Genomic DNA, 26,893 nt, shown 5'->3' with positions numbered 1-26,893 from the left:
AGACTAGGAGATGCGATTATGGTAGAAGTTTTAAGGAAAATTTGGCGGAGGCTAAGGCAGCTTTCAGCTAAAAAGTTTTGGAGTGTGGTAGGTATCAGCGTTTTCATATTGACAGCCTACACTTTAATCTTAACCGCGATCACATTGGATGGTGAAACGGCGAGTTCAGAGGCTGGGCTTGATGTCTCCAGTTCGGTACCAGCCGCCATCACCAATGCAGAACCCGCAGCGATTGAGCAAGCACCTGATTTAACAGCACAGTCAACGGCACCGTCAGTTGCGACGGAAACAACGTCTGCACCAGCAGCTGAGCAAGCATCGGATCAGCCACCCGCGAGTTCGGCAGCGGTTGAACAACCTCGGCAAACAGACACACAGCCAGACACATCAAATGAAGAACCAAAACAAGAATTGATTCAAAGTGCGACGATTCTAACAGCAAATGGCGACGGCTACACAGTATCAGCAGTCGTTGATGGTAGCAGCCAATTACCAGTGGGAGTGGAATTAAAAGTCCGCAAGCTTGATTCAAGTGGACAAGAATTTCAAGAATCTTCTGATAAGTCAAAAGCGGTTCTTGGCACTAACCTTTTAGATTTTGCGACTTTCTTTGATGTGAGCTTTATCCACAATGGTCAAGAAGTGCAACCAAGTGCTCCTGTTCAAGTAACTCTTCAAACTGAGGATAACTTAGCAGGTAAGGAACAAGACTTCAAAGTGGTTCACTTTAAATCAAACGGTGAAAAAGAAGTTATCAATCCTGAGTCAGTGAATTTGAGCACGTCACAAACCAAAGTGACTTACAAAGTCTCTTCTTTCTCAGTGCAAGGTTTCGTGGTTCTCGGAAAAGAAGAACCAGTCCAAGCTACTGAAAATACAGAAAACAGTCAAGAAGAAACGCAAGAAGAAGTTGCTGAGGAAAACACAAATGAGGAAAATACCAATACAGAAGCGTCATCTGACCAAGGCACTACAGAAGCAGCTGACACAGCTGACAAGCGTGTGATTACCTTTGTGTTCCAAAATAATAACAACGAGGAAGAAAATGTCACAACGCTCCACAAAAAAGACGGAGATAAGTTAGCAACTCTTCCTGCTGCCCCATTTAAACCAGGTTACATTTTCGACCACTGGCAAAACAAAGTCACAGGTGAAACCGTAACAGCTGATACGGTAGTCAATGGTGACATGACTGTCGAAGCGGTATTCAATGAAATCAAAATCTACACCGTAACCATTGAATACTACTACCATAATTCAAGTAGTGACTCAGACGTCGTCTTCGATAAGGAAATTCACCAAATAGAAATCAGTGATACGCCTTACCATATCATTCCACCGACTTCAACTAATGTCAGCAAAGATGATGACACAAATTTGGAACAAGATGCGATTTACTATCCTGAAAAGGCAGTCGTTGAAATTACAGCAGACCAACTGGAAAATAGCATTGATGGTAAAATAGACATCAAGGTTAAATACGTTCCCGCATCATCTAAGTACACGGTTCGTTACATGTTGAAAGACCTTGATGGCAAAAATTACACTGAAATTAAATCGGTCACAGCTTACGGTGCTCTGGGCTCGACTGTTAATGCTGAAGTCTTGTCATTTGATTATGCGACCTTTGAAAAGACAGAACCACTTGAGTTGACTCAAGAGGAAGGTCAAGAAGTGAACGTTTACTACACACGTAATAGCTATAACTTGACTTATGAGCCAAATGGCGGTAGCTACGTGGACTACCAAACTGGTCTTTACGGTGAAACCATCGACGTGACCAAGACAGAACCAACTCGTGTGGGTTATGACTTTAAGGGTTGGTACACCGATGAAGCTTTGACAAAAACGGCTGGTGATACCGTCACCCTCAAAGACAATACGACCCTTTATGCTAAGTGGGAGCCTAAAAACGTCCACTACACCGTTGTTTACTTAAAAGAAAAGTATGACAATGCTACTGGAAAAACCAGCTTTGAGTACGATTCATCCCTATCACAAACGGGTAAGACAGGTGCAACGGTATCAGCGAGCAATGCTCCAAATATCACGACCAGCACGACAGGTTACGAACGTGACACCGCCCAAAACGCCACATCAGAAACCACCATTGCGGCAGACGGAAGTTCTATTTTGAAAGTGTATTACAAATTGATTCGCTACACTTTCGTCTTTGATGCCAACGGACCTGTTTATAATAGTAATAGGATCAATGTCAATGGTAAGATTACTATCAATGGTTATGAATATGAGAATAAGACTTACACCATTGATAATGTAGTCTTGGGACAAGATATTTCGACGACTTGGCCATCAGGAACGCAAGTTTCTCAAGTTTCTAGTAACGCTTGGTGGGGTAGTCACTCTTTCTATGGTTGGCGACCGATTAAAGACAACCGTCCCGTCGGCAATGATTACTATGTCACCAAGCGATTTGAGGTGACGGCTGATTTGGTGAAGGCAGCTGATAGCCAACACAAAGTGACTTATCGATCTTACTGGTTGCGAGACGGTCATTCTTACACGGTCAACTATTACCTCCAAGATGAAAATGGGAAGTACCAGCTTTCTGATAAATATAGTCAGACCTTCTATTCACCAAATGCCGACTTGAATCCTAAGGAAATCGATGGTTTTTACTATGATCATGATCGTAATGTGGTAGAAAATAATGTCCCAGTTTATAATTTCTACTACAACCGCAAGCAGTATCAAATAGATTACTATAATAAAGACCAAGAACTAACGTCGAAAAAGAATATCTTATTTGGTGCTAACATCAATAATGACACGTACAACTGGACGCCTGAGCGACCAGGTGATGTCGATAGCGACTATACTTGGAAAGGCTGGTATATGGATGCAGACTTGACCACGCCTTACCAATTTAACGTGATGCCATCATCACACCTTGTACTTTATGCCAATTGGGAAGCACCGCATTATACCGTAAGCTTTGATGTCAATGGCGGTGACAGTAAGGCCCCAGAGAGCCAAAGCATCGAAAAGTACAAGGTAGCGACCGTACCAGATACCCCAACGAAAGAGCACCATATCTTTGCTGGCTGGTACACTGCTGACGGCAAACGTTACGACTGGTCTAAGCCTGTCACTGAGGATATCACTTTGACGGCCCACTGGGTACCAGAAGTCCTCAGTTACACAATAAAATACCTCGATGCGGATAATCAAGACAAAGAATTAGCTCCAAGCAAGACTGTCGAAAGTCCATCTCTAGTAGAAGGGCAAGAATTGACAGTATCAGCCCTTGCAATCACTGGTTACCGCCCAGATGAACACCACAAGACCATTACCCTCGATTATGACAATAACGAGATTATCTTCTACTATACTGCAAAAGCAGCAACCGTTGACTACACCGTTAAGTATCTTCTTGCAGATAACCAAAACATTGAAGTAGCACCATCTGAGACAAAAACCGTTGAAGGTAGCCAAATTAACGCCAAAGAATTGGCCGTCGAAGTCGATAAAGACCATATGAAGACGCAAGATGGTGTGACAGATGATATGTTGGCTCAGAAGTATTACCCAGAAGAAGTGGTACAGACCCTTGTTCTGACTTCTAAAGCTGAAAACAACGTTATCACCTTCCTCTACCACTCCTATGACAGTGCAACACTCACGGTGAATTACTTAGATATGGATGGTAATCCAATCCCAGGTAAAGACGCTGAAGTGATAACTCATACGGTTCCATTCTCATATGCTGTTGATGAAACAGAGATTTCAGGTTACACCTTCCATAATGCTAACGATGTAGACGGTAACGATGTTGATGGTAGTTACTTCATCAAAGATGGTGGTAGTCACGTGCTAAACCTCTACTACCAAAAAGATCTCATTCTTACAGCCAAATCAAAAGAAAAAACCTATGACGGTGAGGCTTTGACATCTGATGGTGTAGATGACTTGGTTTCAGATTATGCAGTTTACCTAGCTGAAGGTGATACGATTACTTCTGTGACTTATGACGGTAGTCAGACAGAAGCTGGTACAAGTAACAGCTTACCAAGTGACGTCACGATTGTCGATAAGAACGGAAAAGACCATACGGATTATTACCATATCTCTTATGCATCAGGTACATTGACGGTTAATCAGGCCAAAGTTGAGGTTTATATTGATGGTGACCAAAAAGAAAAATTCTATGACGGTGTCGCAGAAACTATTACTTACACGGTCAAGATCAATGACCCAAGTGGTAAATACCAAGAAAGTGACCTTGCCTTTACGGGTGAAGCAAAAGAAATCACCCAAAAAGACGCTGGACATTATGACCTGATCCTAAAAGATAGGTTTGTCAATAATAATAAGAACTTCGATGTTCAAATGGAGGTGAGCAACGGAAGCTTAGAAATCAAGAAACGTCGCGTTGTCTTGACATCAGATTCGGCTCAAAAAGGATTTGATGGCACTGCCCTAACAGCTGAAACAGTGACGGCGACTGAGTTCAATAAGGACACAGGTGAAGGTTTTGTCCCACTTGATGACCTCATCCTCATCTATGATTTCACGGGCAGCCAAACAGCTGTCGGAGCTTCAGAAAACACATTTACGTACAAAGTTGATAATGCGCTTAACGATACGAAACTTTCTAACTATGACGTGCAAACGGAATATGGCTTATTACAAGTTCTTCCAACGCTAAATATTCAAAAAACGACTTCACAGTGGGAACCTTTATCTGGCGGTCAATTTACCATCAGCCGTTGGAATGAGGGCGGCCAAAACTGGGAAGCCCTTGAAGGAGTAGGCGAATTAACGATTACTTCAAGCGACGGTGTCACGATACCAATAGGCTTAACAGAAGGTCAATACCGTATCCAAGAGACAGCAGCACCAGATGGCTATGTTGTCTTAGAAGAAGCGATTTACTTCAATATTGCCAAAGAAACCACTAGCGATGATGAGGATAATCCTGTGGCTGAAAGCTACACGGTAACCTTGACGGACGCTGACGGTAGAGCGCAATTAGAAGAAAGTACAACAACTTATAGCCATCGCATCAAAATTGCTAACCAAGCGGGTACGGCTTTACCAAACACTGGTGGCCCTGGTACTTATTGGTATGTGCTAGTAGGTTTACTATTGATGGGATTCTCATTCATTTGGTTTATATTAAAAAATATAAATAGTAATGATGTTTTGTAATCATTGATTCTGTTTATTAGGTAAAGGAGAATATTATGAAAGCGAAAAGTATTTTTGTTAAAATTATTTCATTACTCACAGTAATTTTCGTTACAGGGACGGTTGTGAGTGCTCAAAATGTGGATACGTCAGGTGGTGGTAGCGCAACGATTACAATTGAAAACGCATCACAAGGTAAAGATTACACCCTTTATAAATTGTTTGATGCAACAGTTGGTGCAAACGGTGAAGTTGCCTACACTGTCCCTAGCGGCAAGACATTAGGAGAAAACGATTATTTCAGTGTTAATAGTCAAGGAAATGTCAGTGCTAAAGAAAACATTGACGTATCAAGTGAAGCCTTCAAGACTTGGGCTGCAAGCTTTGGTTCACAAGTAGCAACTGCAACTGCTGAAAATAACAAAATTGTATTCACTGGTTTGACTTATGGTTACTACTATGTTCAATCTTCACTTGGCGGAACAATCACAGTAGATAGTACTACCCCTAACGCTACATTGAAAGATAAAAATGAAACAAAACCTATCATTCCAGATGACATGGATGGCGGTGGTAAAACCATCATCGTAAATGGTCAAACCGTAACAGAATCATCAGTTAAAATCGGTGAAACAGTTACTTACCAAATCAAATTTGAAGCAACTAACCACGTAACAGAAGGTACTGGTGATAACGTTACCTCAAAACTTATCACTCAATACACAGTCGTCGATACACCAACAAACGTTGCAATCGATGAAGATTCTGTAGCTGTAACTGTTGCTGGTACTACTATCGACAACTGCACTAAATCATTTGATGCAGATGGCGTGATGACATTGACATTACCTTGGGCTGACAATGATACAAGCATCTACGCTTCTCCATCTGAAGTTGTTATCACTTATAACGCTACTGTTACAAAAGATGCTCAAGATGGGAAAGCAAATAACAAAGCGAGTATCAAGTACACAACAGAAGATGGTGAAAACCCAATCGATCCAGACGAACCAGAATACCCAACGCTTATTACGACTCACTCATTCACACTTACTAAAATGGACGGTAGTGATAACCAATTGACTGGTGCAACTTTCAAACTTTACGATGCTGAAACAGGTGGCAACGAAATCAAAGTCGTGAAAGTTGGAGACGGTGTTTACCGTGTCGCTGAAGACGGTGAGGATGGTGTTGAAATCGAAGCTGGTTCAGTAACTGTCAAAGGTCTTGCTGCTGACGCAACTTACTACCTTGAAGAAACAAAAGCGCCAGAAGGATACAATATCTTGACAGAACGTCAAGCTGTTACAATCAAAGCTGATGACAGCGCCGAAGCTAAAGTTGTTAACAACGCTGGTACTGAGTTACCTTCAACAGGTTCTTACGGAACAACAATCTTCTACGTTCTTGGAACTGTCTTAGTTGCTGGTGTCCTTATCTACGTGGTGGCTAGCCGTCGCGTGAAAAAAGGCTAAAGCTTGACTGAAAAAAATAAGAAAATCATCTTCGGAAAGTCCATCTAGGCTCCTTTCCGGAGATATTTCTTTCTAAACAGGCGTATTTTGAAATATCTGGTTGAGAAGTCTTGGAAATGTGTTATGATAGATGACATTAGTCAAGAATATTGAGGAGAAGAACATGAAAGAGTGGGTTAAAAAACATAAAATCTCACTAATATTAGCTAGTATCTTTTTATTGGGATTTGGTCTGTTAGCCTATCCTTCTGTCAGTGATTATTGGAATTCTTTCCACCAATCAGAAGCCATCATGAAGTACTCAGACAGTGTTTCCAAGATGTCAGATGATGAGTACGAGGACATTTTAAAGAGTGCAAAAGAGTATAACCAATCATTGGCCAGTATGAATTGGCATATGTCAGATGAAGATGACGCCAAGTATAATGCCGAATTAAACTTTAACCATGATGGCTCAATGGGGTATATCGACATTCCCAAAATCGATGTCAAATTAACCATCTACCATGGCACAGACGAGTCTGTTTTGCAAAAGTCTATCGGGCATTTGGCGGGGACGTCTTTGCCTGTTGGTGGTGTTGGGTCCCATAGTGTCTTGTCAGGGCACCGTGGCTTGCCTTCGGCTAAGTTGTTTTCAGACTTAGACAAACTCCATGTTGGCGATACCTTTACTGTCCATATTTTGAATGAAACCTTGACCTACGAGGTGGACCAAATTCGTGTGGTGGATCCAACGGATTTGAGTGATTTGACGATTGATCCCAATCAAGATTACATGACCTTGGTGACATGTACACCTTATGGGGTCAATACCCATCGTTTGCTGGTCAGAGGGCATCGTATTGCCAATGCGGATGGTTCAGCCAGCACAGTTTCAGATGCACTACAGCTAGATCCAATCTACATTGCGCCGTTTATTGGTGTTCCAATTTGTGTGGTGCTGGTGATTTACTTTTTTGTAGTGACAAGTAAGGCTTACCGTCGCCGTGATCATCGCATCTCTGATTACCTTAACAGCGTGGGCATTCAAACGAAAAAACAAAAACAAAGCCCATACCAAGCTATGCGCAACCGATTCAAAGAATTGTTCGATGATGACGACAAAACCAAATAAAAAATGTAACCATCATCATATTGTTCGCCTTTTTTCTTACAAATCGGCAACAAGCATGACGATTTGATTAAAAACAAAAAACAAAGCTAAATAGCCTATCTCTATATGCCATAATGAACCTTATGTTTAGCAAAAAAGCGAGGTAGCGCTATGTGGGTTGTTCAGAAATTGTATTGGCGGAGCGGTCAATAATATGTCCAAACACAACGGATTTTTACTAGCCGTGACGAAGCGGTGCAATTACGCAAAAGCCTTGATTGTGCCACAGAGTTGTATGAAAGCAACCGTTCCATCTATGATGAGGGAGATTTCAGAACTTCTAGATAAATCTCTTGCACATTCTAGGATAATATAGTATAATTATTTATTGTGAGTATGCCTCACTTACTCGTGTCCAAGGATGCGAGTCATTAGACCAAAAGGAGGAAATATCAATGGCTAAATACGAAATTCTTTATATTATTCGTCCAAACATTGAAGAAGAAGCTAAAAATGCTTTGGTAGCACGTTTTGACTCTATCTTGACTGACAACGGTGCGACTGTTGTAGAATCAAAAGACTGGGAAAAACGTCGTCTTGCATACGAAATCAAAGATTTCCGTGAAGGACTTTACCACATTGTCAACGTTGAAGCTGAAAACGCTGAAGCTCTTAACGAGTTTGACCGTCTTTCAAAAATCAACGGCGACATTCTTCGTCACATGATTGTTAAACTTGACGCGTAAGAAGGTGTGTTATGATAAATAATGTAGTACTTGTTGGTCGTATGACCCGCGATGCAGAACTTCGTTACACCCCATCAAATCAAGCTGTTGCGACTTTTACCCTAGCGGTAAACCGCAACTTTAAAAACCAAAATGGTGAACGCGAAGCTGACTTTATCAACTGTGTGATTTGGCGTCAGCAAGCAGAAAACCTGTCTAACTGGGCTAAAAAAGGCACATTGGTTGGTATCACAGGACGTATTCAAACCCGTCACTATGAAAACCAACAAGGTCAACGCGTTTACGTAACAGAAGTAATTGCAGATAATTTCCAAATCTTGGAAAGTCGTGCTACACGTGAAGGCCAATCAGGTGGTTCTTACAATTCTGGTTACAATAACCAACCATCATTTGGGGATAATTCACATGATAGTGGTTTTTCATCACAACCTTCACAACAAACACCAAATTTTGGTCGCGACGAAAGCCCATTTGGCAATTCAAACCCAATGGACATTTCAGACGACGACCTTCCATTCTAAAGTATGGAATGACCAAGTTTATCGGACTTGAAACACTATAATATAAAGGAGAATACACATGGCTCAACAACGTCGTGGCGGATTCAAACGCCGTAAAAAAGTTGATTACATCGCAGCTAACAAAATTGAATATGTTGATTACAAAGATACTGAGCTTCTTAGCCGTTTCGTATCAGAACGTGGTAAAATTCTTCCACGTCGTGTTACTGGAACATCAGCTAAAAACCAACGTAAAGTAACAACAGCTATCAAACGCGCTCGCGTTATGGCTCTTATGCCATTCGTAAACGAAGACTAATTCGTTGCGATGACGCTAAAAACGACTTCCTTGTGAAGTCGTTTTTTGTATGATCAAAAGCATCAAAAAAACCTCTCACTTTTTAAAAGTGAGGGGTTTGACTGTTAAGCTTGTGGCGTCATAGCGCTAAGGATGTTGTAGCGTTTTTGAAGATAATGACGTCCAAGTAGAGCAGCAGCTCCGATGATAAGCATGACAACTGCTGGCAATTGTGGGTTGAGGGCAAGTGGTAAGAAGGCTGTTGCCGTGTAAACCAATACCCAAGCCATCATTGAAAGTCCGATAACAAGGATGGTTTTACCAAAGCCAGGACGCTCGCTTTTTGGTTTGCCAGCGTGGCGGTAAATAAAGTAGTAAGTGACATACATAGCAGCCCCACCACCAAAACCAAGGGCGATAAGTGAGAGCAAACCAAAGCTTGTTGCTGACGTGCTAAAGAAAGCCATAACAGCATTTAAAAGGGCTACGACGCCGATGAATAATAGTGATGTATCCAACCACATCAACCAAGGGTTATCGTTTTTCTTTTTGTTAGCGTCTTGGGTTTCTGATTCTTGTGTTGTGAAAGAAGCAGCCCAAGTTGTTGGTGCGCCAAGAAGTGAACGGGCGGTAATCCCTTTTTTCTGATTTTCAACGATGGTTGGTAAAACATCTGCTAAAATAGCTTTGATTTCCTCGTCTGATTTGCCATCACGAATCAACTGATTGGTAGCAATGTGAATGAATTCTTGATTCTTTTTAGTAAGCTGATTGAGATCCATTAGGTCTATTCTCCTGTTTTTTGAAATAACAAATGATTAAGTGTATCCAGTAATGTCTTTACATCAAGAGAAATTACTAGTGAGAGAAAACAAATGATTTACTTTCTCTAACTAGTAAACACCCTGCGTCAAATGATTAGGATTTAACAAGAGGGTGTGGAGCAATTCATTCATTAGAACCACTTCTTTCTAAAGAAGTAAATCACGACAGCGGCACTCATAGAAGCGGCGATAAAGACGATGTACCAAAAGGCATGAGGTAAACCGTTTAGCGGTAGCCAGTCGTTTTGGAAGTTCATACCATAAGCTGAGAAGATTACGGTTGGAATATCCAAAATCATGGTCATGAGGGCGAGTGTCTTCATGATGGTGTTCTGGTTGTTGTTGATGATAGAGGCTGTTGTTTCGGTCATGGCATTCAAGACATTTTCGTAAATGCCAGCCATTTCGATGGCCTGTTGCGTTTCAATCAAGGTGTCTTCCAGCAAATCTTCGTCTTCAATGTACTTTTTCAAAGAACTGTTGCTGCTTGAGAGTTTCTTGACAATACGCTCGTTGAATTTTAGAGACGCTTTCAAGTACACGATAGATTTTTCCAACTCCATCATGTCGATGAGTTGCTCATTGCGTGTGGCATTTTCCAGTTCGGCTTCGATACGGTCGCTTTGGCGGTCGATAGAACGAAGAGCAGTTAGGAAAAGCTCAGCATTGCGATAAAGCAATTGGAAAACAAAGCGTGTTTTCATGAAAGTGTAGAAATTTTTCACACGGCGATTGAAAAAGTTGTCAAAAAGGGTCAACTCTTGCAGACAAGTCGTAATAACGGCATTTTCTGTCACGATAATTCCCAAAGGAATGGTGACGTAGTAACTTTTGTTGTTCCTCTCTTCATAGGTCGGTACGTCAACGATGATGAGAGTGTAGTTGTCCTCAACGGCAATACGTGAGGTTTCTTCGAGGTCAAGTGGTGCACGTAGGTCAGTGATATCAATGTTGAACTGTTCAGACAGCCTCACTGATTCTTCCTGGGAGGGGTTAACCAAGTTAATCCAAGCGCCTGGCTCGAATGTATTGATTTCTTTAAATTCTAACGCTGTTGATAGAAACATTTGTTCCATAAAAACAACCCCTCCTTTTTACCTGAGATACAGGATTTGACATTTCTTTCACTATCAGCCAAATCGTGTTCTAAATTTTTAGCCTGTAAAAAGACACTGTTTTTCATAACGAAAAAAGGAAAATTTACATACTCTCCTATTATACTACAATTCGGAGTTTTTTGGGAAAGTAAGTCACAGAAAATTTGTTATAATGAAGGTGGAACATGTGGAAATGCCTAATTAGAAAGGATTATCAGTTCTTATTAGAGGTGCGCTACTATTGAGATATGGCGGCGGACTGGAACTGCTGGTTGAGAAATATGCAAGAAAAACTAACGATTCGTGGGGCGCGTGCCCACAATTTGAAAAATGTTAATGTGGATATTCCTAGGGATAAGCTGGTTGTGGTGACAGGCTTGTCTGGATCGGGAAAGTCGAGTTTGGCATTTGATACGATTTACGCAGAAGGGCAACGCCGCTATGTGGAAAGCTTGTCAGCTTATGCCCGTATGTTTCTTGGTAACATGGAAAAACCAGATGTGGATTCGATTGAGGGGCTTAGCCCTGCCATTTCCATTGACCAAAAAACTACCAGTAAAAACCCTCGTTCAACGGTGGGAACGACAACGGAAATCAATGATTATTTGCGTTTGTTGTACGCGCGTGTAGGGACGCCTTATTGTATCAATGGGCATGGACCGATTAAGGCTTCGTCTGTTGAGCAAATCGTGGATCAAGTCCTAGCCTTGCCTGAGCGGACACGGATGCAGATTTTGGCACCTATTGTTCGTCGTAAAAAAGGGCAACACAAGACCATTTTTAGTCGCATTCAAAAGGATGGTTATGTGCGTGCTAGAGTCGATGGAGATGTTTACGAGGTCTCAGAAGTCCCTGAGTTGTCTAAGAACAAGCAACATAATATCGAAATCATTGTGGATCGCTTGATTAACAAAGAAGGCATTCGGTCGCGTTTGTTTGATTCGGTCGAATCAGCCCTTCGTTTGGCTGATGGTTATGTCATCATTGACACCATGGATGGCAATGAATTGCTCTTTTCAGAACATTATTCCTGCCCTGTTTGTGGGTTTACCGTTCCAGAATTGGAACCTCGCCTCTTTTCATTTAATGCGCCTTTTGGGTCATGTCCGACCTGTGATGGCTTAGGAATTAAATTAGAAGTGGATGTGGATTTGGTGGTTCCTGACCGTCACAAGACGCTGCGTGAAGGGGCACTCGCTCCGTGGAATCCCATTTCGTCACAATATTACCCAACCATGTTGGAGCAGGCTATGGAAGCCTTTGGCGTGGATATGGATACGCCTTTTGAGGATTTGAGCGAGGACGACCAGAACCTTGTCTTATATGGTTCAGGTGAGCGTGAATTTCATTTTCACTATGTCAATGATTTTGGTGGCGAACGCAACATTGATATTCCTTTTGAAGGGGTTGTCAACAATGTTAACCGCCGTTACCATGAAACCAATAGTGACTTCACCCGCAAGGTCATGAAAGAATACATGAACGAATTGACCTGTGCAGCTTGTCATGGTTACCGTTTGAACCCGCAAGCCCTCAGTGTACGCGTGGGTGGTGAAGATGGCTTGAACATTGGGCAAGTGTCTGATTTGTCTGTGTCTGACCATTTGGAACACTTGAAACACTTGGAACTTTCTGAAAATGAAAGTGTCATTGCCAAACCTATCTTAAAAGAAATCAAAGACCGTTTGACTTTCTTAAACAATGTTGGTTTGAATTATTTGACCTTGTCACGTTCGGCAGGGACTTTGTCTGGTGGGGAAAGCCAACGCATTCGCCTAGCAACGCAAATTGGTTCCAACCTTTCTGGTGTTCTTTACGTTCTTGACGAGCCTTCAATTGGCTTGCACCAAAGGGACAATGACCGCTTGATTTCTAGTTTGAAGAAAATGCGTGATTTGGGCAATACCTTGATTGTTGTGGAACACGATGAGGACACCATGCGTCAGGCGGATTGGTTGATTGATGTGGGGCCAGGAGCAGGAGCCTTTGGCGGTGAAATCGTTGCTTCAGGTACCCCAGAAGAAGTGGCCAAGGACCCCAATTCCATCACGGGCTTGTATTTGTCAGGGAAAAAAGCTATTCCTGTGCCGACAGAACGCCGTCAAGGCAATGGGCGTTTCTTGTCTATCAAGGGAGCTAGTGAAAATAACCTGAAAAACATTGACGTTGATTTTCCTTTGGGAACCTTTATTGCCGTGACAGGTGTGTCAGGTTCTGGAAAATCGACCTTGGTAAATGGCATTTTGAAAAAAGCTGTCGCCCAAAAATTAAATCGTAATGCTGCCAAACCTGGCAAACACCGTGCCCTAGAAGGTGTGGAATACGTTGACCGCTTGATTGACATTGACCAAAGCCCTATCGGAAGAACACCGCGGTCAAACCCAGCTACTTATACAGGTGTATTTGATGATATTCGCGATTTATTTGCCCAAACCAACGAAGCCAAAATTCGTGGTTACAAAAAAGGACGGTTCTCATTTAATATCAAGGGTGGACGTTGTGAAGCCTGCTCGGGTGATGGGATTATCAAGATTGAAATGCACTTCTTGCCTGATGTTTACGTGCCTTGTGAGGTTTGTCATGGGACACGTTACAACAGTGAAACCCTAGAAGTTCGTTACAAGGATAAAAATATTGCCGAAGTTCTTGAAATGACAGTCAATGACGCGGTAGAATTCTTTGCAGCCATTCCTAAAATTGCTCGGAAACTGCAAACGATTAAAGACGTGGGGCTTGGCTACATCACTTTGGGACAATCGGCAACCACTTTATCAGGTGGGGAAGCCCAACGCATGAAGTTGGCAAGTGAATTGCACAAACGTTCAACAGGTAAGAGTTTGTATGTTCTTGATGAGCCAACCACGGGTTTACATACGGATGATATTGCACGCTTGCTTCAAGTTCTCCAACGTTTTGTGGATGATGGCAATACCGTCATCGTGATTGAACACAATTTAGATGTCATTAAAACGGCGGATTACTTGATTGACCTTGGTCCAGAAGGTGGTGTCGGCGGGGGTCAAATCGTTGCCACAGGTACGCCTGAAGAAGTCGACAAAGTCAAAGGTTCTTACACAGGACAATATTTGAAAGACAAATTATCATAATATCAAGAAAGCTTTTCCAAGGTATATGCCATTTGGAGAGGCTTTTTCCGTGATATGCCGAAATCTTGTATCTGCTTTTAACTTATTTTGATATAATGGGGAAAAGACTTGCAAAGGAGAGTCCTATGTTGACAAGATTGAAACGTTTTGAAGAAAAGTTGGACAAAGTTGGTATTGATGGTTTTTTGGTGACTGGTCAAAACAATATTTACTACATGACTGGTTTTTGGGGGACGTCAGCGACGGTTTTTATTTCTAAAACACGCTGTTTGTTTGTGACAGATGCCCGCTATACCTTGATTGTGAAACAATCCGTACAAGGATTTGACATCATTGAAAGCCGTGACCCTCTGCAAGAGATTGCCAAGGTTATCCAAGCAGATAAGTTGGAAAGAATTGGCTTTGATAGTCAAGTGTCTTTTGCCTACTATCAAAATCTGCAAGCGGTATTTGCAGGTTATCATCTGCAAGCCCAAACCAACTTCATGGAAGCATTGCGCATGATTAAAGATGCTTCTGAAATGGCAACCATCCGTAAGGCTTGTTCCATTTCTGACCGTGCCTTTACAGATGTGCTGGACTTTATCAAGGCAGGGCAAACGACAGAATTGCAAGTCGCCAATTTCCTTGATTTTCGGATGCGTGAATATGGGGCATCAGGTATTTCCTTTGAAACCATCGTAGCGTCAGGTAAACGATCTGCTATGCCACACGGTGTAGCGAGTGACAAGGTCATTGAATCTGGCGATATGCTGACGCTTGATTTTGGTTGCTACTACAATCATTACGTTAGCGATATGACACGCACCATTCACATCGGTGACATTAGCGACAAGGAGCGTGAGGTTTACCAGTTGGTTTTGGAAGCGAACCAAGCTGTGATTGATTCGGTTAAGGCAGGTATGGTTCGTAAAGATTACGACAAGGCAGCGCGTAATGTGATTGCCAATGCGGGTTACGGTGATTATTTCACGCACGGTATTGGTCATGGTATCGGACTGGATATCCATGAAATTCCTTACTTTGGTCAATCAGAAGAAGTGGTTGAAGCAGGTATGGTGATTACAGACGAGCCAGGCATTTATTTGGACAATGCATTTGGTGTCCGTATCGAAGATGACCTTATCGTCACAGAAGAGGGTTGCGAAGTCTTGACCTTGGCACCAAAAGAATTGATTGTCTTACCTTAAACGATCCTGTACAAGCGTTAGATAAGCATAAGAGGAAGAAACGATGACAAATAGACTTTCTTGGCAAGATTATTTTATGGCAAATGCGGAGCTGATTTCCAAGCGTTCCACCTGTGACCGTGCTTTTGTTGGGGCTGTATTGGTCAAGGATAACCGCATCATCGCCACAGGATACAACGGTGGGGTGTCTGCTACTGATAACTGCAATGAGGTTGGGCATAAGATGGAGGACGGGCACTGTATTCGCACGGTTCATGCCGAAATGAATGCCCTCATCCAATGTGCCAAAGAAGGCATTTCTACAAAAGGTACCGAAATCTATGTGACCCATTTTCCGTGCATCAACTGCACCAAAGCCTTGTTACAAGCAGGTATCAAGAAAATCACCTACAAGACGGCTTACCGCATGCATCCGTTTGCCATTGAACTGATGGAGCAAAAAGGCGTGGCTTATGTGCAGCATGACGTCCCAGAAGTGCATTTGGGAAAAGATGCTTAAAGCCCTTGACTAGACATTCCCCTATAAAACATTTGAGCCATGCTCTATTTTATGGTAAAATAAGACGATAACTAATTTATAAGAGGTAATGAATAAATGATTGAAGCAAGTAAGCTTAGAGCAGGTATGACTTTCGTAACATCAGATGGCAAACTTATCAAAGTTCTTGAAGCAAGCCACCACAAACCAGGTAAAGGGAACACTGTTATGCGTATGAAACTCCGCGACGTTCGTTCTGGTTCAACTTTTGATACGACTTACCGCCCAGAAGAAAAATTTGAACAAGCAATCATTGAAACGCGTGCTGCCCAATACCTTTACAAAATGGATGACACCGCATACTTCATGGATACTGAAAGCTACGAACAATACGAAATTCCAGTAGCCAACGTTGAAGAAGAATTGCTTTACATCCTTGAAAACTCAGAAGTTAAAATTCAATTCTACGGTACAGAAGTTATCGGTGTAACTGTTCCAACAACTGTTGAATTGACCGTTACTGACACACAACCTTCAATCAAAGGAGCAACTGTTACAGGTTCAGGTAAACCAGCCACTCTTGAAACAGGTCTTGTGGTTAACGTGCCAGACTTTATTGAAGTTGGTCAAAAATTAGTCATCAACACTCAAGAAGGTACTTACGTATCACGTGCGTAATAGCCAGTAAAGTAAGTAGAGAGGCAGTTTGTACTCTTTACTTTTTTACCTTTATGTATTTAGAAAGGAATGCTTATGACAACTGAAAATATTGGTGATATCGTCATTTCACCACGTGTACTGGAAGTCATTACAGGTATTGCTGCAACTAAGGTTGATGGTGTTCACTCCCTTCGTAACAAAGCGGTGACAGATAGCTTTAGCAAAACCGTTTTGGGCAAAGGTGTCTATCTCAAAACAGAAGAAGATGGAACAGTTAATGCGGATATTTATGTCTATTTACAATACGGTGTCAATGTCCCTGCTGTTTCTATTGCTATCCAAAAAGCGGTAAAAGCAGCCGTTTATGACATGGCAGAAGTAACCATCTCATCTGTAAACATTCATGTAGAAGGCATTGTTCCTGAAAAGACTCCTAAACCAGACTTAAAAGCATTGTTTGATGAGGATTTTTTGGATGACTAATAATTTTACCAATTCCAGACGTGACCTTCGTGAGCGTGCTTTCCAAGCCCTGTTTAGCCTAGAATTTGGGGGAGATGTCTTGTCAGCTGCGGAGTTTGCCTACATTTACGACAAACCCATGCTTGATGATGAAGGAGTGACAGTTGATATTCCTGTCTTTCTCCTTAGCCTTGTCAAAGGTGTGCAAGACTTTCAAGCAGACATTGACCAGCAAATTGAAGAGCATTTAAAAGCAGGTTGGTCTTTGGAACGCTTGACCCTAACGGATAAAACTTTGTTGCGCCTAGGTTTGTTTGAAATCAAGTATTTTGACGAAACACCAGGTCGCGTGGCTGTCAATGAAATCATTGAAATTGCTAAGAAATATTCAGATAACACATCTGCAAAATTTGTCAATGGTTTGCTAAGCCAGTTTATTACAATGTAAAAAAACAAGCTGATTGTTCAGCTTGTTTTTTTGCTTTTTAAATACTGCCACCAGGGAGTAAAGAAATCGGCAAAACATAGTCTTTGCTGGTCTTTTCTCCCTTTATTTTTTTGATCAGAACATCAACAATTAAATTAGCAATTTCGTCAATCGGTTGTTTAATCGTGGTAAGTTCAGGAATGAAATTTTCGGTGAAAGTCGTGCCGTCATAGCCAATGATTTTCAAATCTTCAGGTACTTGAAGTTTGAGTTGCTTGGCAATTTTCATGGTCAAAATTGCAGTCAAATCATCAGAAACGAAGACCCCATCAGGTTTGTTGTTGGCGATAATGGACTTGATTTCCATTTCACGGCGAATGTTAGAGAGGTTGTTTGGCACTTTGAAGATTTTTCCTTGTGGAATTTGGAAAGAAAAGCCAAGGGCACGCAGTCCTGTTGGTGAGTCCGTATTGTCATTTCCTGTAATCATAATGATTTGCTGGCAACCGTTCTTTTGCAAGGTTTTAGCGGCCATTTTTCCTCCCTCGAAATTATCAGAGGATACAATCGGGATATTTGGCGCGAGATTGCGGTCAAAAGAAACAATGGGTGCCTCAACACGATTGTAGTCCTTGATGCCAAGATTGTGGCTAGATGAAATAATCCCGTCTACCTGATTAGCCTCAAGCATTTCGAGGTATTCTTTTTCTTTTGCAGGGTCGTTTTGACTGTTGCAAATAATGGTCTTGTAACCACGTTTGAAAAGCTCGATTTCCAAATGTTCGATGAGTTCGGCATAAAAAATATTGCTGATATTTGGAAAGATGAGCCCAATCAATTTGGCTGACTTGCCTTGCAGACCTCTAGCGAGGTTGTTGGGCTTGTAACCCAAGGTTTGCATGGCTTTTTGAACCTTGCTTTTGGTTTTTTCAGATAAATACCCTTTGTTATTGATGACACGCGACACGGTGGTTGGACTAACACCAGCTAATTCAGCGACATCTGTTAATTTTGCTACCATGTTACTTTGTTAACTCAAAGTATGTTCCAGTCGTTTCCCCAGCTGTGAGTTGAATACCGCTTTGCCCTGCTTCTGGGAAGACGCGGCTGGTAAATACTTTTTCTCCTTTGTTAATGAAAATTTCAACAATTGAACGATCGACGAAGATGTTGGCAGTGGTTTCTGTTGGTTCAATGTCACATTCACGGGTTTGACCAAAATCAGTTGCGTATTGCACGCCAGCTTTGCTACGATCAAGGATGACTTTTCCGTTGGCAGTATCCACAGTCAAACGTAGGCCGTTTCCTTTGTCGTCAGCGAATAGTAATAATTCTGATACTTGGTCAGCAGCAAAAGTAACTTCTAATTCGTAAATGTTTGCTGTTTCGGCTTTGTCAGCAAGCGGTTCTGAGCTTGAACGCAGGCTTGTAATGGCTTCGACAGGGTATTGGTAGAGTTTGCCGTCTTTGATAGACAATTCTTTGACCAAGCTAAGTGCCCCTTGGTAGTCGTATTGGTCAGTTGGGTAATCAATATCTGGCAATCCAATCCAACTCACAATCAAAGCACGTCCATCAGGCGCATTGAACCCTTGTGTTGCGTAAGCTTCAAATCCATAATCCAAGTTGTTGATTGTTGATGGATCAACCAATTTAGGGATCTTTGTATCAAACGTTTGACACACTTTGTAGGTATTTGGGTAAATGTTTTGGTAATCCAATTCTGCCTTATCCAGACCTTGTGGACAGTAAAGTAGGACTGGTTTTCCATCCACAAAAACAAGGTTTGGACATTCAATCATGTATTCTGACCCTGTTCCGCCAAAGTCAAGATTACCCACTTCTTCCCAGTTTTCAACGTTGTTGTCAAGGGCTTTGTAAAGCTTGATAAAGCCTGATTTTTCAGGACTTTGAGCTCCAACAATAGCATAAAATTGGTCATCGTATTTGAAAATTTGTGGGTCACGGAAGTGTTCAGTCACGTCGCTAGGCTGCTGAATAAGCACGTCTTTGCATTTGGTGATCTTGTGGTCTTTGTCCATCCAAGCCCCGATTTGCAAAGGGTCACGTACCCAGTTTTTATCACGGACATTTCCTGTGTAAAATAGGAATAATTTGCCGTCGATTTCGTAGGCTGAACCTGAATAAGCCCCGTGGCTATCGTGCTTGGTGTCAGGCAGCAATTCTGCGCCAGTTGTATGGAAATGCACCAAATCTTCTGACTCGGTATGAACCCATTCTTTCAAGCCATGAGCCGCGCCAAATGGCCAATTTTGGTAGAAGAGGGTGTATTTGCCGTTAAAAAAAGAAAAGCCGTTTGGGTCGTTTAATAAGCCTGTTTTTGGCTCAATGTGATAAGTGACATGCCAAGGTGACTTGTTGACATTTTCTGCAATAGCAGCTCTTTCTTCGGTACTCCAGTCGGAATACGCTCGGTATCGTATTTCTTTAGGTAAATCCATAGGGGTCTTTCTCCTTTTAGTAATCCATCTATACCTATATAGTAAACGTTTTCTATTTAAAAATCAATTGTTTTTGGCAAAAAATAAAAAAATATATCAAACGCTTGACATATTTTTGACAGATGTGGTAGAATGTAAACGTAAACAAGTGAAACGCTTTCACACACTTAATAAATAGACAAAAGGAGTTAATGTAATGGATTATGGAAAAGTAGCTTCTGACGTTATTGCAGCGGTCGGAAAAGATAATCTTGTTGCAGCTGCCCACTGTGCGACTCGTCTTCGTCTTGTATTAAAAGACGATACCAAAGTCGATCAAAAAGCATTGGATGAAAATCCAGATGTTAAAGGAACTTTCAAAATTGACGGTCAGTACCAAGTTATCATCGGTGCTGGGGATGTCAACTTCGTTTATGACGAATTGATTAAAAAGACAGGTTTGTCAGAAGTTTCTACAGATGATTTAAAACAAATTGCTAACAACAATGGGCGATTTAACCCAATCATGGCTTTGATTAAGTTGTTGTCAGACATTTTTGTTCCAATTATTCCTGCCCTGGTTGCAGGTGGTTTGTTGATGGCATTGCGCAACTTCTTAACCTCACCAGACTTATTTGGACCAAAATCACTTGAAGAGATGTACCCTGCTATTGAGGGTATCTCAGCAATGATTCAATTGATGTCAGCTGCACCATTTATGTTCTTGCCTATCTTGGTCGGAATCTCAGCTGCGAAACGCTTTGGTGCTAACCAATTCCTAGGGGCTGCCATTGGTATGATTATGACCACACCAGACCTTGGTGGGGCTAGCGAATATTGGAATGTCTTTGGTTACCATGTAGCACAAACCAACTACGCTTACCAAGTTATTCCAGTTTTGGCAGCAGTTTGGTTGCTTTCAGTCTTAGAAAAATTCTTCCACAAACGTTTGCCATCATCAGTTGACTTTACCTTCACACCACTCTTGTCTGTGATGATTACAGGTTTTGTAACCTTCACAGTCATTGGTCCAGTGATGTTGATGTTGTCAAATGCAATCACAGATGGGATTGTATGGTTGTATAACACAACTGGATTCATTGGTATGGGTATCTTTGGTGGTACTTACTCATTGATTGTTATGACAGGTCTGCACCAATCCTTCCCAGCTATCGAAACACAATTGCTTTCAGCTTGGCGTGAAGGTATTGGATACGGAGATTTCGTCTTCGTAGTAGCTTCTATGGCCAACGTTGCCCAAGGTGCGGCGACATTTGCCATCTGGTTCTTAACGAAAAATTCTAAAACAAAAGGTCTTGCTTCATCTGCAGGGGTATCAGCCCTTCTAGGTATTACCGAACCTGCTTTGTTCGGGGTTAACTTGAAATACCGTTTCCCATTCTTCTGTGCCTTGATTGGTTCAGGGGTAGCAGCTGCAGTAGCAGGATTGCTTAAAGTTGTTGCCGTATCACTTGGTTCAGCAGGTTTCCTTGGATTCCTTTCAATCAACGCAACATCTATTCCATTCTACATTCTTTGTGAACTTATCAGCTTCGCCATTGCCTTTGCTTTGACTTACATCTACGGTAAAACAAGAGAAGCAGGTCTTTTCGAAGCAGAAGCAGTTGCAGAACAAGCGGCTCAAGAATCTGCTAAACAAGCAGAAACAACAACTGCAGCACCAAGTCAAGCTCCTACCACTCAAGCAGTAGCAGAAACAATTGTTAGCCCATTAGCTGGTGAAACAGTTGCCTTGGCATCTGTTAACGACCCTGTATTCTCATCTGGGGCAATGGGTCAAGGGATTGCTGTTAAACCAAGTGGTGACACAGTTTACTCACCAGTTGATGGTACGGTTCAAATTGCCTTTGAAACAGGTCATGCTTACGGCCTTAAATCTGACGACGGAGCAGAAGTTTTGATTCACATTGGTATTGACACCGTGTCAATGGAAGGTAAAGGCTTTACTAAAAAAGTATCAGCTAACCAAAAAGTGAAAAAAGGCGATGTTCTTGGAACATTTGATAGAAAAGCAATCGCTGACGCGGGACTTGATGATACGACTATGATTATCATCACAAATACAGCTGACTACTCTGAAGTAACACCAGTCGCTGATGGTAGCGTCCGTGAAGGGGATAACTTGCTAGACGTTAAATAAAAACGATTCAGTAGAGAGGTGATTGTCACCTCTCTTTCACTGACAAATCGAAAAAATATAATATATTGAGGTAAAAAACATGACAAAATTATACGGTAGCGTAGAAGCTGGCGGGACGAAATTTGTTTGTGCTGTCGGTGATGAGCAATTTCAAGTAGTGGAAAAGGCGCAATTTCCAACGACTACACCTTATGAAACCATTGACAAAGTGGTTGCCTTTTTCAAGCGCTTTGAGGAAGACTTAGCAGGTGTCGCTATTGGGTCTTTTGGTCCGATTGATGTGGATGAAAATTCAGAAACCTATGGCTACATTACGACTACGCCAAAACCTCATTGGGCAAATGTGGACTTGGTTGGATTGATTTCAAAACATTTTAGAGTACCTTTTTACTTTACAACCGATGTTAACAGCTCTGCATATGGTGAAACCCTTGTTCGTAAAGGGGTTAAGAGCCTTGTTTACTACACTATCGGTACAGGAATTGGAGCGGGTGCTATCCAAAATGGTGAATTTGTTGGTGGAATCGGACACACCGAAGCGGGTCACGTTTATGTGGCGCCACACCCACAAGATGTTGCTAATGACTACACAGGTTCTTGTCCTTTCCACAAGGGCTGTTTGGAAGGTATGGCAGCAGGTCCTTCGCTTGAAGGGCGTACAGGTATTCGCGGTGAATTGATTGAGCTCAATTCTGAAGTTTGGGATGTCCAAGCTTACTACATCGCCCAAGCCGCTGTTCAAGCAACTTTACTTTATCGCCCACAAGTCATTGTGTTTGGTGGTGGTGTTATGGCACAAGAGCATATGCTGCATCGCGTTCGTAATAAATTTAGCGCCCTGTTAAATGGCTATGTTCCTGTTCCAGATGTTGCAGAGTACATTGTTACACCAGGTGTAGCCGAAAATGGCTCAGCAACCCTAGGTAATTTTGCTTTGGCTAAGAAAGTATCAGAACGTTAATTTCTTATAAGAATGTTAGGACTGAGGGCCGTTACCTCAGTCTTTTTGCGTGTTTGGAAAACGCTTCTAACACCCTCAGTTGAGCAGATGCTAGTACGCTGAATTCTTGAATTTAAAGGGTTTTTATGATAGAATGGGTTGACAAGTTTATCGAAAGGAATTGGAATGGCAAATATTCTACGGACTGTTATCGAAAACGATAAAGGTGAAATAAGAAAATTAGAAAGAATAGCAAAAAAGGTTGAGTCTTATGCTGACGCTATGGCAGCTTTGTCAGACGACGAATTGAAAGCAAAGACTCCTGAATTTAAACAACGTTACAAGGACGGCGAAACCCTCGACCAGATGTTGCCAGAAGCTTTCGCGGTTGTGCGTGAAGCAGCCAAACGTGTATTGGGCTTGTTCCCTTACCGTGTGCAAATTATGGGTGGTATCGTGATGCACAATGGTGATGTTCCTGAAATGCGTACTGGTGAAGGGAAAACCTTGACAGCGACTATGCCAGTTTACCTTAACGCCATTTCTGGCGAAGGGGTGCACGTTATTACGGTTAACGAATACCTATCAACGCGTGACGCGACAGAAATGGGTGAAGTGTACAGCTGGCTAGGACTCTCTGTTGGTATCAACTTGTCAGCGAAATCATCATCTGAAAAACGTGAAGCTTACAACTGTGACATCACTTATTCAACCAACTCAGAAGTTGGTTTTGACTACTTGCGTGATAATATGGTTGTTCGTCAGGAAGACATGGTACAACGTCCGCTAAACTTCGCCTTGATTGACGAGGTGGACTCAGTATTGATTGACGAAGCTAGAACACCATTGATTGTGTCTGGTCAAGTTAGCTCAGAAACGAGTCAGTTGTACATTCGTGCGGACCGTTTTGTTAAAACTTTGACAAGCACAGACTACATCATCGATGTGCCAACTAAGACCATTAGCTTGACGGATTACGGGATTGACAAGGCAGAAGAATACTTCCACTTAGACAATCTTTACGATTTGGAAAATGTTGCCTTGACGCACTATATCGACAATGCTCTTCGCGCTAACTACATCATGATTTTGGATATTGACTATGTGGTTAGCCAAGAAGGTGAAATTCTAATCGTTGACCAATTTACAGGTCGTACGATGGAAGGTCGTCGTTTCTCTGATGGATTGCACCAAGCCATCGAAGCTAAAGAAGGCGTCCGCATTCAAGAAGAATCAAAAACAAGTGCCTCAATTACTTACCAAAATATGTTCCGTATGTATAAGAAATTGGCAGGAATGACTGGTACCGCTAAAACGGAAGAAGAAGAGTTCCGTGAAGTGTACAACATGCGTATCATTCCGATACCAACGAACAAACCAGTTGCTCGTATTGACCATCCAGACCTCTTGTACCCAACTTTGGAATCTAAGTTCAAAGCAGTGGTTGAAGATGTTAAGGCACGTCATGCTAAAGGACAACCTGTTCTTGTTGGTACAGTTGCCGTTGAAACATCTGATATTATTTCAAAACGCTTGGTGGATGCAGGCATTCCACACGAAGTTTTGAATGCGAAAAACCACTTTAAAGAAGCTCAAATCATCATGAACGCTGGTCAACGTGGTGCAGTCACTATCGCAACCAACATGGCTGGTCGTGGTACCGATATTAAACTTGGTGAAGGTGTGCGTGAATTGGGTGGTTTGTGCGTTATCGGAACAGAACGTCATGAAAGCCGTCGTATTGATAACCAGCTTCGTGGACGTTCAGGACGTCAAGGTGACCCAGGTGAATCACAATTTTACTTGTCACTTGAAGATGATTTGATGCGTCGTTTCGGTTCAGACCGTATTAAGGCCTTCCTTGACCGTATGAATCTTGATGAAGAAGATGCGGTTATTCGTTCGCGTATGTTGACACGTCAAGTGGAATCTGCCCAAAAACGTGTTGAAGGGAACAACTACGATACACGTAAACAAGTCTTGCAATACGATGATGTTATGCGTGAACAACGTGAAATCATTTATGCAGAACGTCGTGACGTGATTACAGCTGACCGTGATTTAGGTCCTGAAATCAAAGCGATGATTAAACGCACCATCAAACGTACTGTTGAGGCACACAGCCATTCAGATCGTGACGAAGCACTTGCCGCTATTTTGAATTTTGCTAAGAACAACCTAGTTGATGAGCAATCTATCCAACAATCTGATTTGGAAAACTTGAGCTTTGATGAAATCAAAGAAGAACTCTTTAACCGTGCGATGGTCGTTTACGATGCGCAAATGGCTAAATTGAAAACACCTGATGCCGTCAAAGAATTCCAAAAAGTGCTTATTTTGATGGTTGTTGACAATAAATGGACAGACCATATTGATGCTTTGGATCAATTGCGTCAATCTGTTGGTTTGCGTGGTTATGCCCAAAATAACCCTGTGGTGGAATATCAATCTGAAGGTTTCCGTATGTTCCAAGCTATGATTGGTGCGATTGAATTTGATGTAACAAGAACCATGATGAAAGCACAAATTCACCAACAAGAACGTGAACGTGCGTCACAAAACGCCACAACAATGGCTGAAAAGAATATTGCGGCGCAAACACCAAACCAAGCGACACAAGATATTGATTTCTCTCACGTTAAACGTAACGATCCTTGCCCATGTGGTTCAGGTAAGAAATTCAAAAACTGTCACGGTCGCAAACAATTTTAGACTGTCTACTGAAAATTCAGAAAAGTTGATTGAAAACAGAGCCAAAAGTGATATAATAGAAAAAATCTAAACTTTTCGATACTAAGGGGGATGATTCATGTCATTTAAAGCAACAAGTAAAAAAATCGATTTCGATGCGCTAAAGGAAGAATCTGCCTTAACTGGTGAGGCTTTGGCGAGAAAAGAAGCGCGTGACCACGAATTAGAAGCGATCATGAAAGGCGAAGATGACCGTGTTCTTTTGGTCATCGGTCCTTGCTCATCAGATAACGAAGAGGCTGTTCTCGAATACGCTCATCGTTTGGCAAAACTTCAAGAAGAAGTGAAAGACCGCGTCTTTATGGTGATGCGTGTCTATACTGCCAAACCACGTACCAATGGGGATGGCTATAAAGGCTTGATGCACCAACCTGATACATCAGAATCACCAAGCTTGATTAACGGTATCAAAGCGGTACGTAACTTGCACTACCGCGTGATTTCAGAAACAGGCTTGACAACTGCTGATGAAATGCTTTATCCTGAAAACCTTCCATTGGTGGATGACTTGGTGTCTTATATCGCGATTGGAGCACGCTCTGTTGAAGACCAACAACACCGTTTTGTAGCATCTGGTATCGATGTTCCAACAGGAATGAAAAACCCAACATCTGGTAATTTGAACGTTATGTTCAACGGTATCTACGCTGCTCAAAACAAACAATCTTTCCTATTCAACGGTGAAGAAGTGGAAACGTCAGGAAATGCCATGGCACACGCTATTCTTCGAGGAGCAACCAACGAATATGGTAAAAATGTCCCAAATTATTACTATGACAATGTCCTTGAAACCATCGAACACTATGAAAAATTAGGGCTTAAAAACCCATTCATCGTGATTGACACAAACCATGACAACTCAGGCAAGCAATATTTGGAACAAGTGCGTATTGTCCGTCAAACCCTAATCAATCGTGATTGGAATGCTAAAATTAAGCAATACGTGCGTGGTTTCATGATTGAATCTTATCTTGAAGATGGTCGTCAAGATACGCCAGAAATCTTCGGAAAATCAATCACTGACCCTTGTCTTGGTTGGGACAACACGGAACAATTAATCCGTGAAATTTACGGCACATTAGGAAAATAATT

20 protein-coding genes are annotated in these 26,893 nt (G+C 42.0%); 16 read left to right on the top strand and 4 right to left on the bottom strand.

Features of this window, described 5'->3' with window-relative positions; all coding sequences use genetic code 11:
• Positions 1-18 precede the first annotated feature (18 nt).
• The 6 genes from ACFORE_RS02650 (at position 19) to rpsR (ending at position 9,284) form a co-directional block, all read left to right on the top strand.
• Entirely contained in the window at positions 19-5,172 is a 5,154-nt protein-coding gene (locus ACFORE_RS02650; RefSeq protein ID WP_380434951.1) for an InlB B-repeat-containing protein, read from the top strand.
• Between the two features lie 35 nt (positions 5,173-5,207).
• Positions 5,208-6,626, top strand: a complete 1,419-nt coding sequence (locus ACFORE_RS02645) for a SpaH/EbpB family LPXTG-anchored major pilin (RefSeq protein ID WP_380434950.1) — start codon at positions 5,208-5,210, stop codon at positions 6,624-6,626.
• A gap of 163 nt (positions 6,627-6,789) precedes the next feature.
• Positions 6,790-7,740, top strand: a complete 951-nt coding sequence (locus ACFORE_RS02640) for a class C sortase (protein ID WP_154454942.1) — start codon at positions 6,790-6,792, stop codon at positions 7,738-7,740.
• A 434-nt stretch (positions 7,741-8,174) separates the two neighbouring features.
• On the top strand, positions 8,175-8,465 hold the full coding sequence (gene rpsF, locus ACFORE_RS02635; protein WP_154454941.1) for a 30S ribosomal protein S6: 291 nt from the start codon (positions 8,175-8,177) through the stop codon (positions 8,463-8,465).
• An 11-nt stretch (positions 8,466-8,476) separates the two neighbouring features.
• Complete coding sequence (locus tag ACFORE_RS02630) at positions 8,477-8,986, top strand: single-stranded DNA-binding protein (RefSeq protein ID WP_154454940.1); 510 nt, start codon at positions 8,477-8,479, stop codon at positions 8,984-8,986.
• Between the two features lie 58 nt (positions 8,987-9,044).
• A complete protein-coding gene (gene rpsR / locus ACFORE_RS02625; RefSeq protein WP_000068664.1) occupies positions 9,045-9,284 on the top strand; it encodes a 30S ribosomal protein S18 in 240 nt (79 codons plus the stop codon).
• 104 nt (positions 9,285-9,388) lie between these two features.
• Here rpsR and ACFORE_RS02620 read toward each other — a convergent pair whose 3' ends face one another.
• Complete coding sequence (locus ACFORE_RS02620; RefSeq protein ID WP_154454939.1) at positions 9,389-10,045, bottom strand: DUF1129 domain-containing protein; 657 nt, start codon at positions 10,043-10,045, stop codon at positions 9,389-9,391.
• A 173-nt stretch (positions 10,046-10,218) separates the two neighbouring features.
• A complete protein-coding gene (locus ACFORE_RS02615; protein ID WP_235280565.1) occupies positions 10,219-11,163 on the bottom strand; it encodes a magnesium transporter CorA family protein in 945 nt (314 codons plus the stop codon).
• Positions 11,164-11,465: 302 nt separating this feature from the next.
• On the opposite strand from ACFORE_RS02615, the gene uvrA reads away from it, so the two are divergent.
• From uvrA to nusB, 6 genes are all read left to right on the top strand, one after another.
• The gene (gene uvrA / locus ACFORE_RS02610) at positions 11,466-14,291 is read left to right on the top strand and encodes an excinuclease ABC subunit UvrA (RefSeq protein WP_154454937.1); all 2,826 of its coding nucleotides are present in this window, start codon (positions 11,466-11,468) and stop codon (positions 14,289-14,291) included.
• 125 nt (positions 14,292-14,416) lie between these two features.
• Positions 14,417-15,481 (top strand): M24 family metallopeptidase, encoded by a 1,065-nt coding sequence (locus ACFORE_RS02605; protein WP_154454936.1) that lies wholly within the window; start codon positions 14,417-14,419, stop codon positions 15,479-15,481.
• A gap of 43 nt (positions 15,482-15,524) precedes the next feature.
• Positions 15,525-15,980, top strand: coding sequence for a deoxycytidylate deaminase (locus ACFORE_RS02600; RefSeq protein WP_154454935.1), 456 nt, complete (start codon positions 15,525-15,527; stop codon positions 15,978-15,980).
• A gap of 96 nt (positions 15,981-16,076) precedes the next feature.
• A complete protein-coding gene (gene efp / locus ACFORE_RS02595) occupies positions 16,077-16,637 on the top strand; it encodes an elongation factor P (RefSeq protein WP_154454934.1) in 561 nt (186 codons plus the stop codon).
• A 75-nt stretch (positions 16,638-16,712) separates the two neighbouring features.
• Positions 16,713-17,102: an Asp23/Gls24 family envelope stress response protein gene (locus ACFORE_RS02590; RefSeq protein ID WP_154454933.1), complete on the top strand. Its 390-nt coding sequence runs from the start codon at positions 16,713-16,715 to the stop codon at positions 17,100-17,102.
• Positions 17,095-17,529 carry a transcription antitermination factor NusB gene (nusB, locus tag ACFORE_RS02585; protein ID WP_154454932.1) on the top strand — a complete coding sequence of 145 codons (435 nt, stop codon included), beginning with the start codon at positions 17,095-17,097 and terminating at the stop codon, positions 17,527-17,529. The genes ACFORE_RS02590 and nusB overlap by 8 nt, the downstream gene beginning before the upstream one ends.
• 37 nt (positions 17,530-17,566) lie before the next feature.
• Here nusB and ACFORE_RS02580 read toward each other — a convergent pair whose 3' ends face one another.
• On the bottom strand, positions 17,567-18,529 hold the full coding sequence (locus ACFORE_RS02580; RefSeq protein ID WP_264879559.1) for a LacI family DNA-binding transcriptional regulator: 963 nt from the start codon (positions 18,527-18,529) through the stop codon (positions 17,567-17,569).
• 1 nt (position 18,530) lies between these two features.
• The gene (locus tag ACFORE_RS02575; RefSeq protein WP_154455185.1) at positions 18,531-19,970 is read right to left on the bottom strand and encodes a sucrose-6-phosphate hydrolase; all 1,440 of its coding nucleotides are present in this window, start codon (positions 19,968-19,970) and stop codon (positions 18,531-18,533) included.
• A 196-nt stretch (positions 19,971-20,166) separates the two neighbouring features.
• Between ACFORE_RS02575 and ACFORE_RS02570 the strand changes: the two genes are divergently transcribed.
• The 4 genes from ACFORE_RS02570 (at position 20,167) to ACFORE_RS02555 (ending at position 26,891) form a co-directional block, all read left to right on the top strand.
• The gene (locus tag ACFORE_RS02570; protein ID WP_154455184.1) at positions 20,167-22,110 is read left to right on the top strand and encodes a sucrose-specific PTS transporter subunit IIBC; all 1,944 of its coding nucleotides are present in this window, start codon (positions 20,167-20,169) and stop codon (positions 22,108-22,110) included.
• Positions 22,111-22,189: 79 nt separating this feature from the next.
• Positions 22,190-23,071, top strand: coding sequence for a fructokinase ScrK (gene scrK, locus ACFORE_RS02565; protein WP_264879560.1), 882 nt, complete (start codon positions 22,190-22,192; stop codon positions 23,069-23,071).
• Between the two features lie 165 nt (positions 23,072-23,236).
• A complete protein-coding gene (gene secA / locus ACFORE_RS02560) occupies positions 23,237-25,762 on the top strand; it encodes a preprotein translocase subunit SecA (protein ID WP_154455182.1) in 2,526 nt (841 codons plus the stop codon).
• 97 nt (positions 25,763-25,859) lie between these two features.
• Positions 25,860-26,891: a 3-deoxy-7-phosphoheptulonate synthase gene (locus ACFORE_RS02555; protein ID WP_154455181.1), complete on the top strand. Its 1,032-nt coding sequence runs from the start codon at positions 25,860-25,862 to the stop codon at positions 26,889-26,891.
• Positions 26,892-26,893 lie beyond the last annotated feature (2 nt).

Source organism: Streptococcus alactolyticus (assembly GCF_042649785.1).
GTDB lineage: Bacteria > Bacillota > Bacilli > Lactobacillales > Streptococcaceae > Streptococcus > Streptococcus alactolyticus.
This window is presented reverse-complemented; position numbering and strand designations above follow the sequence as displayed.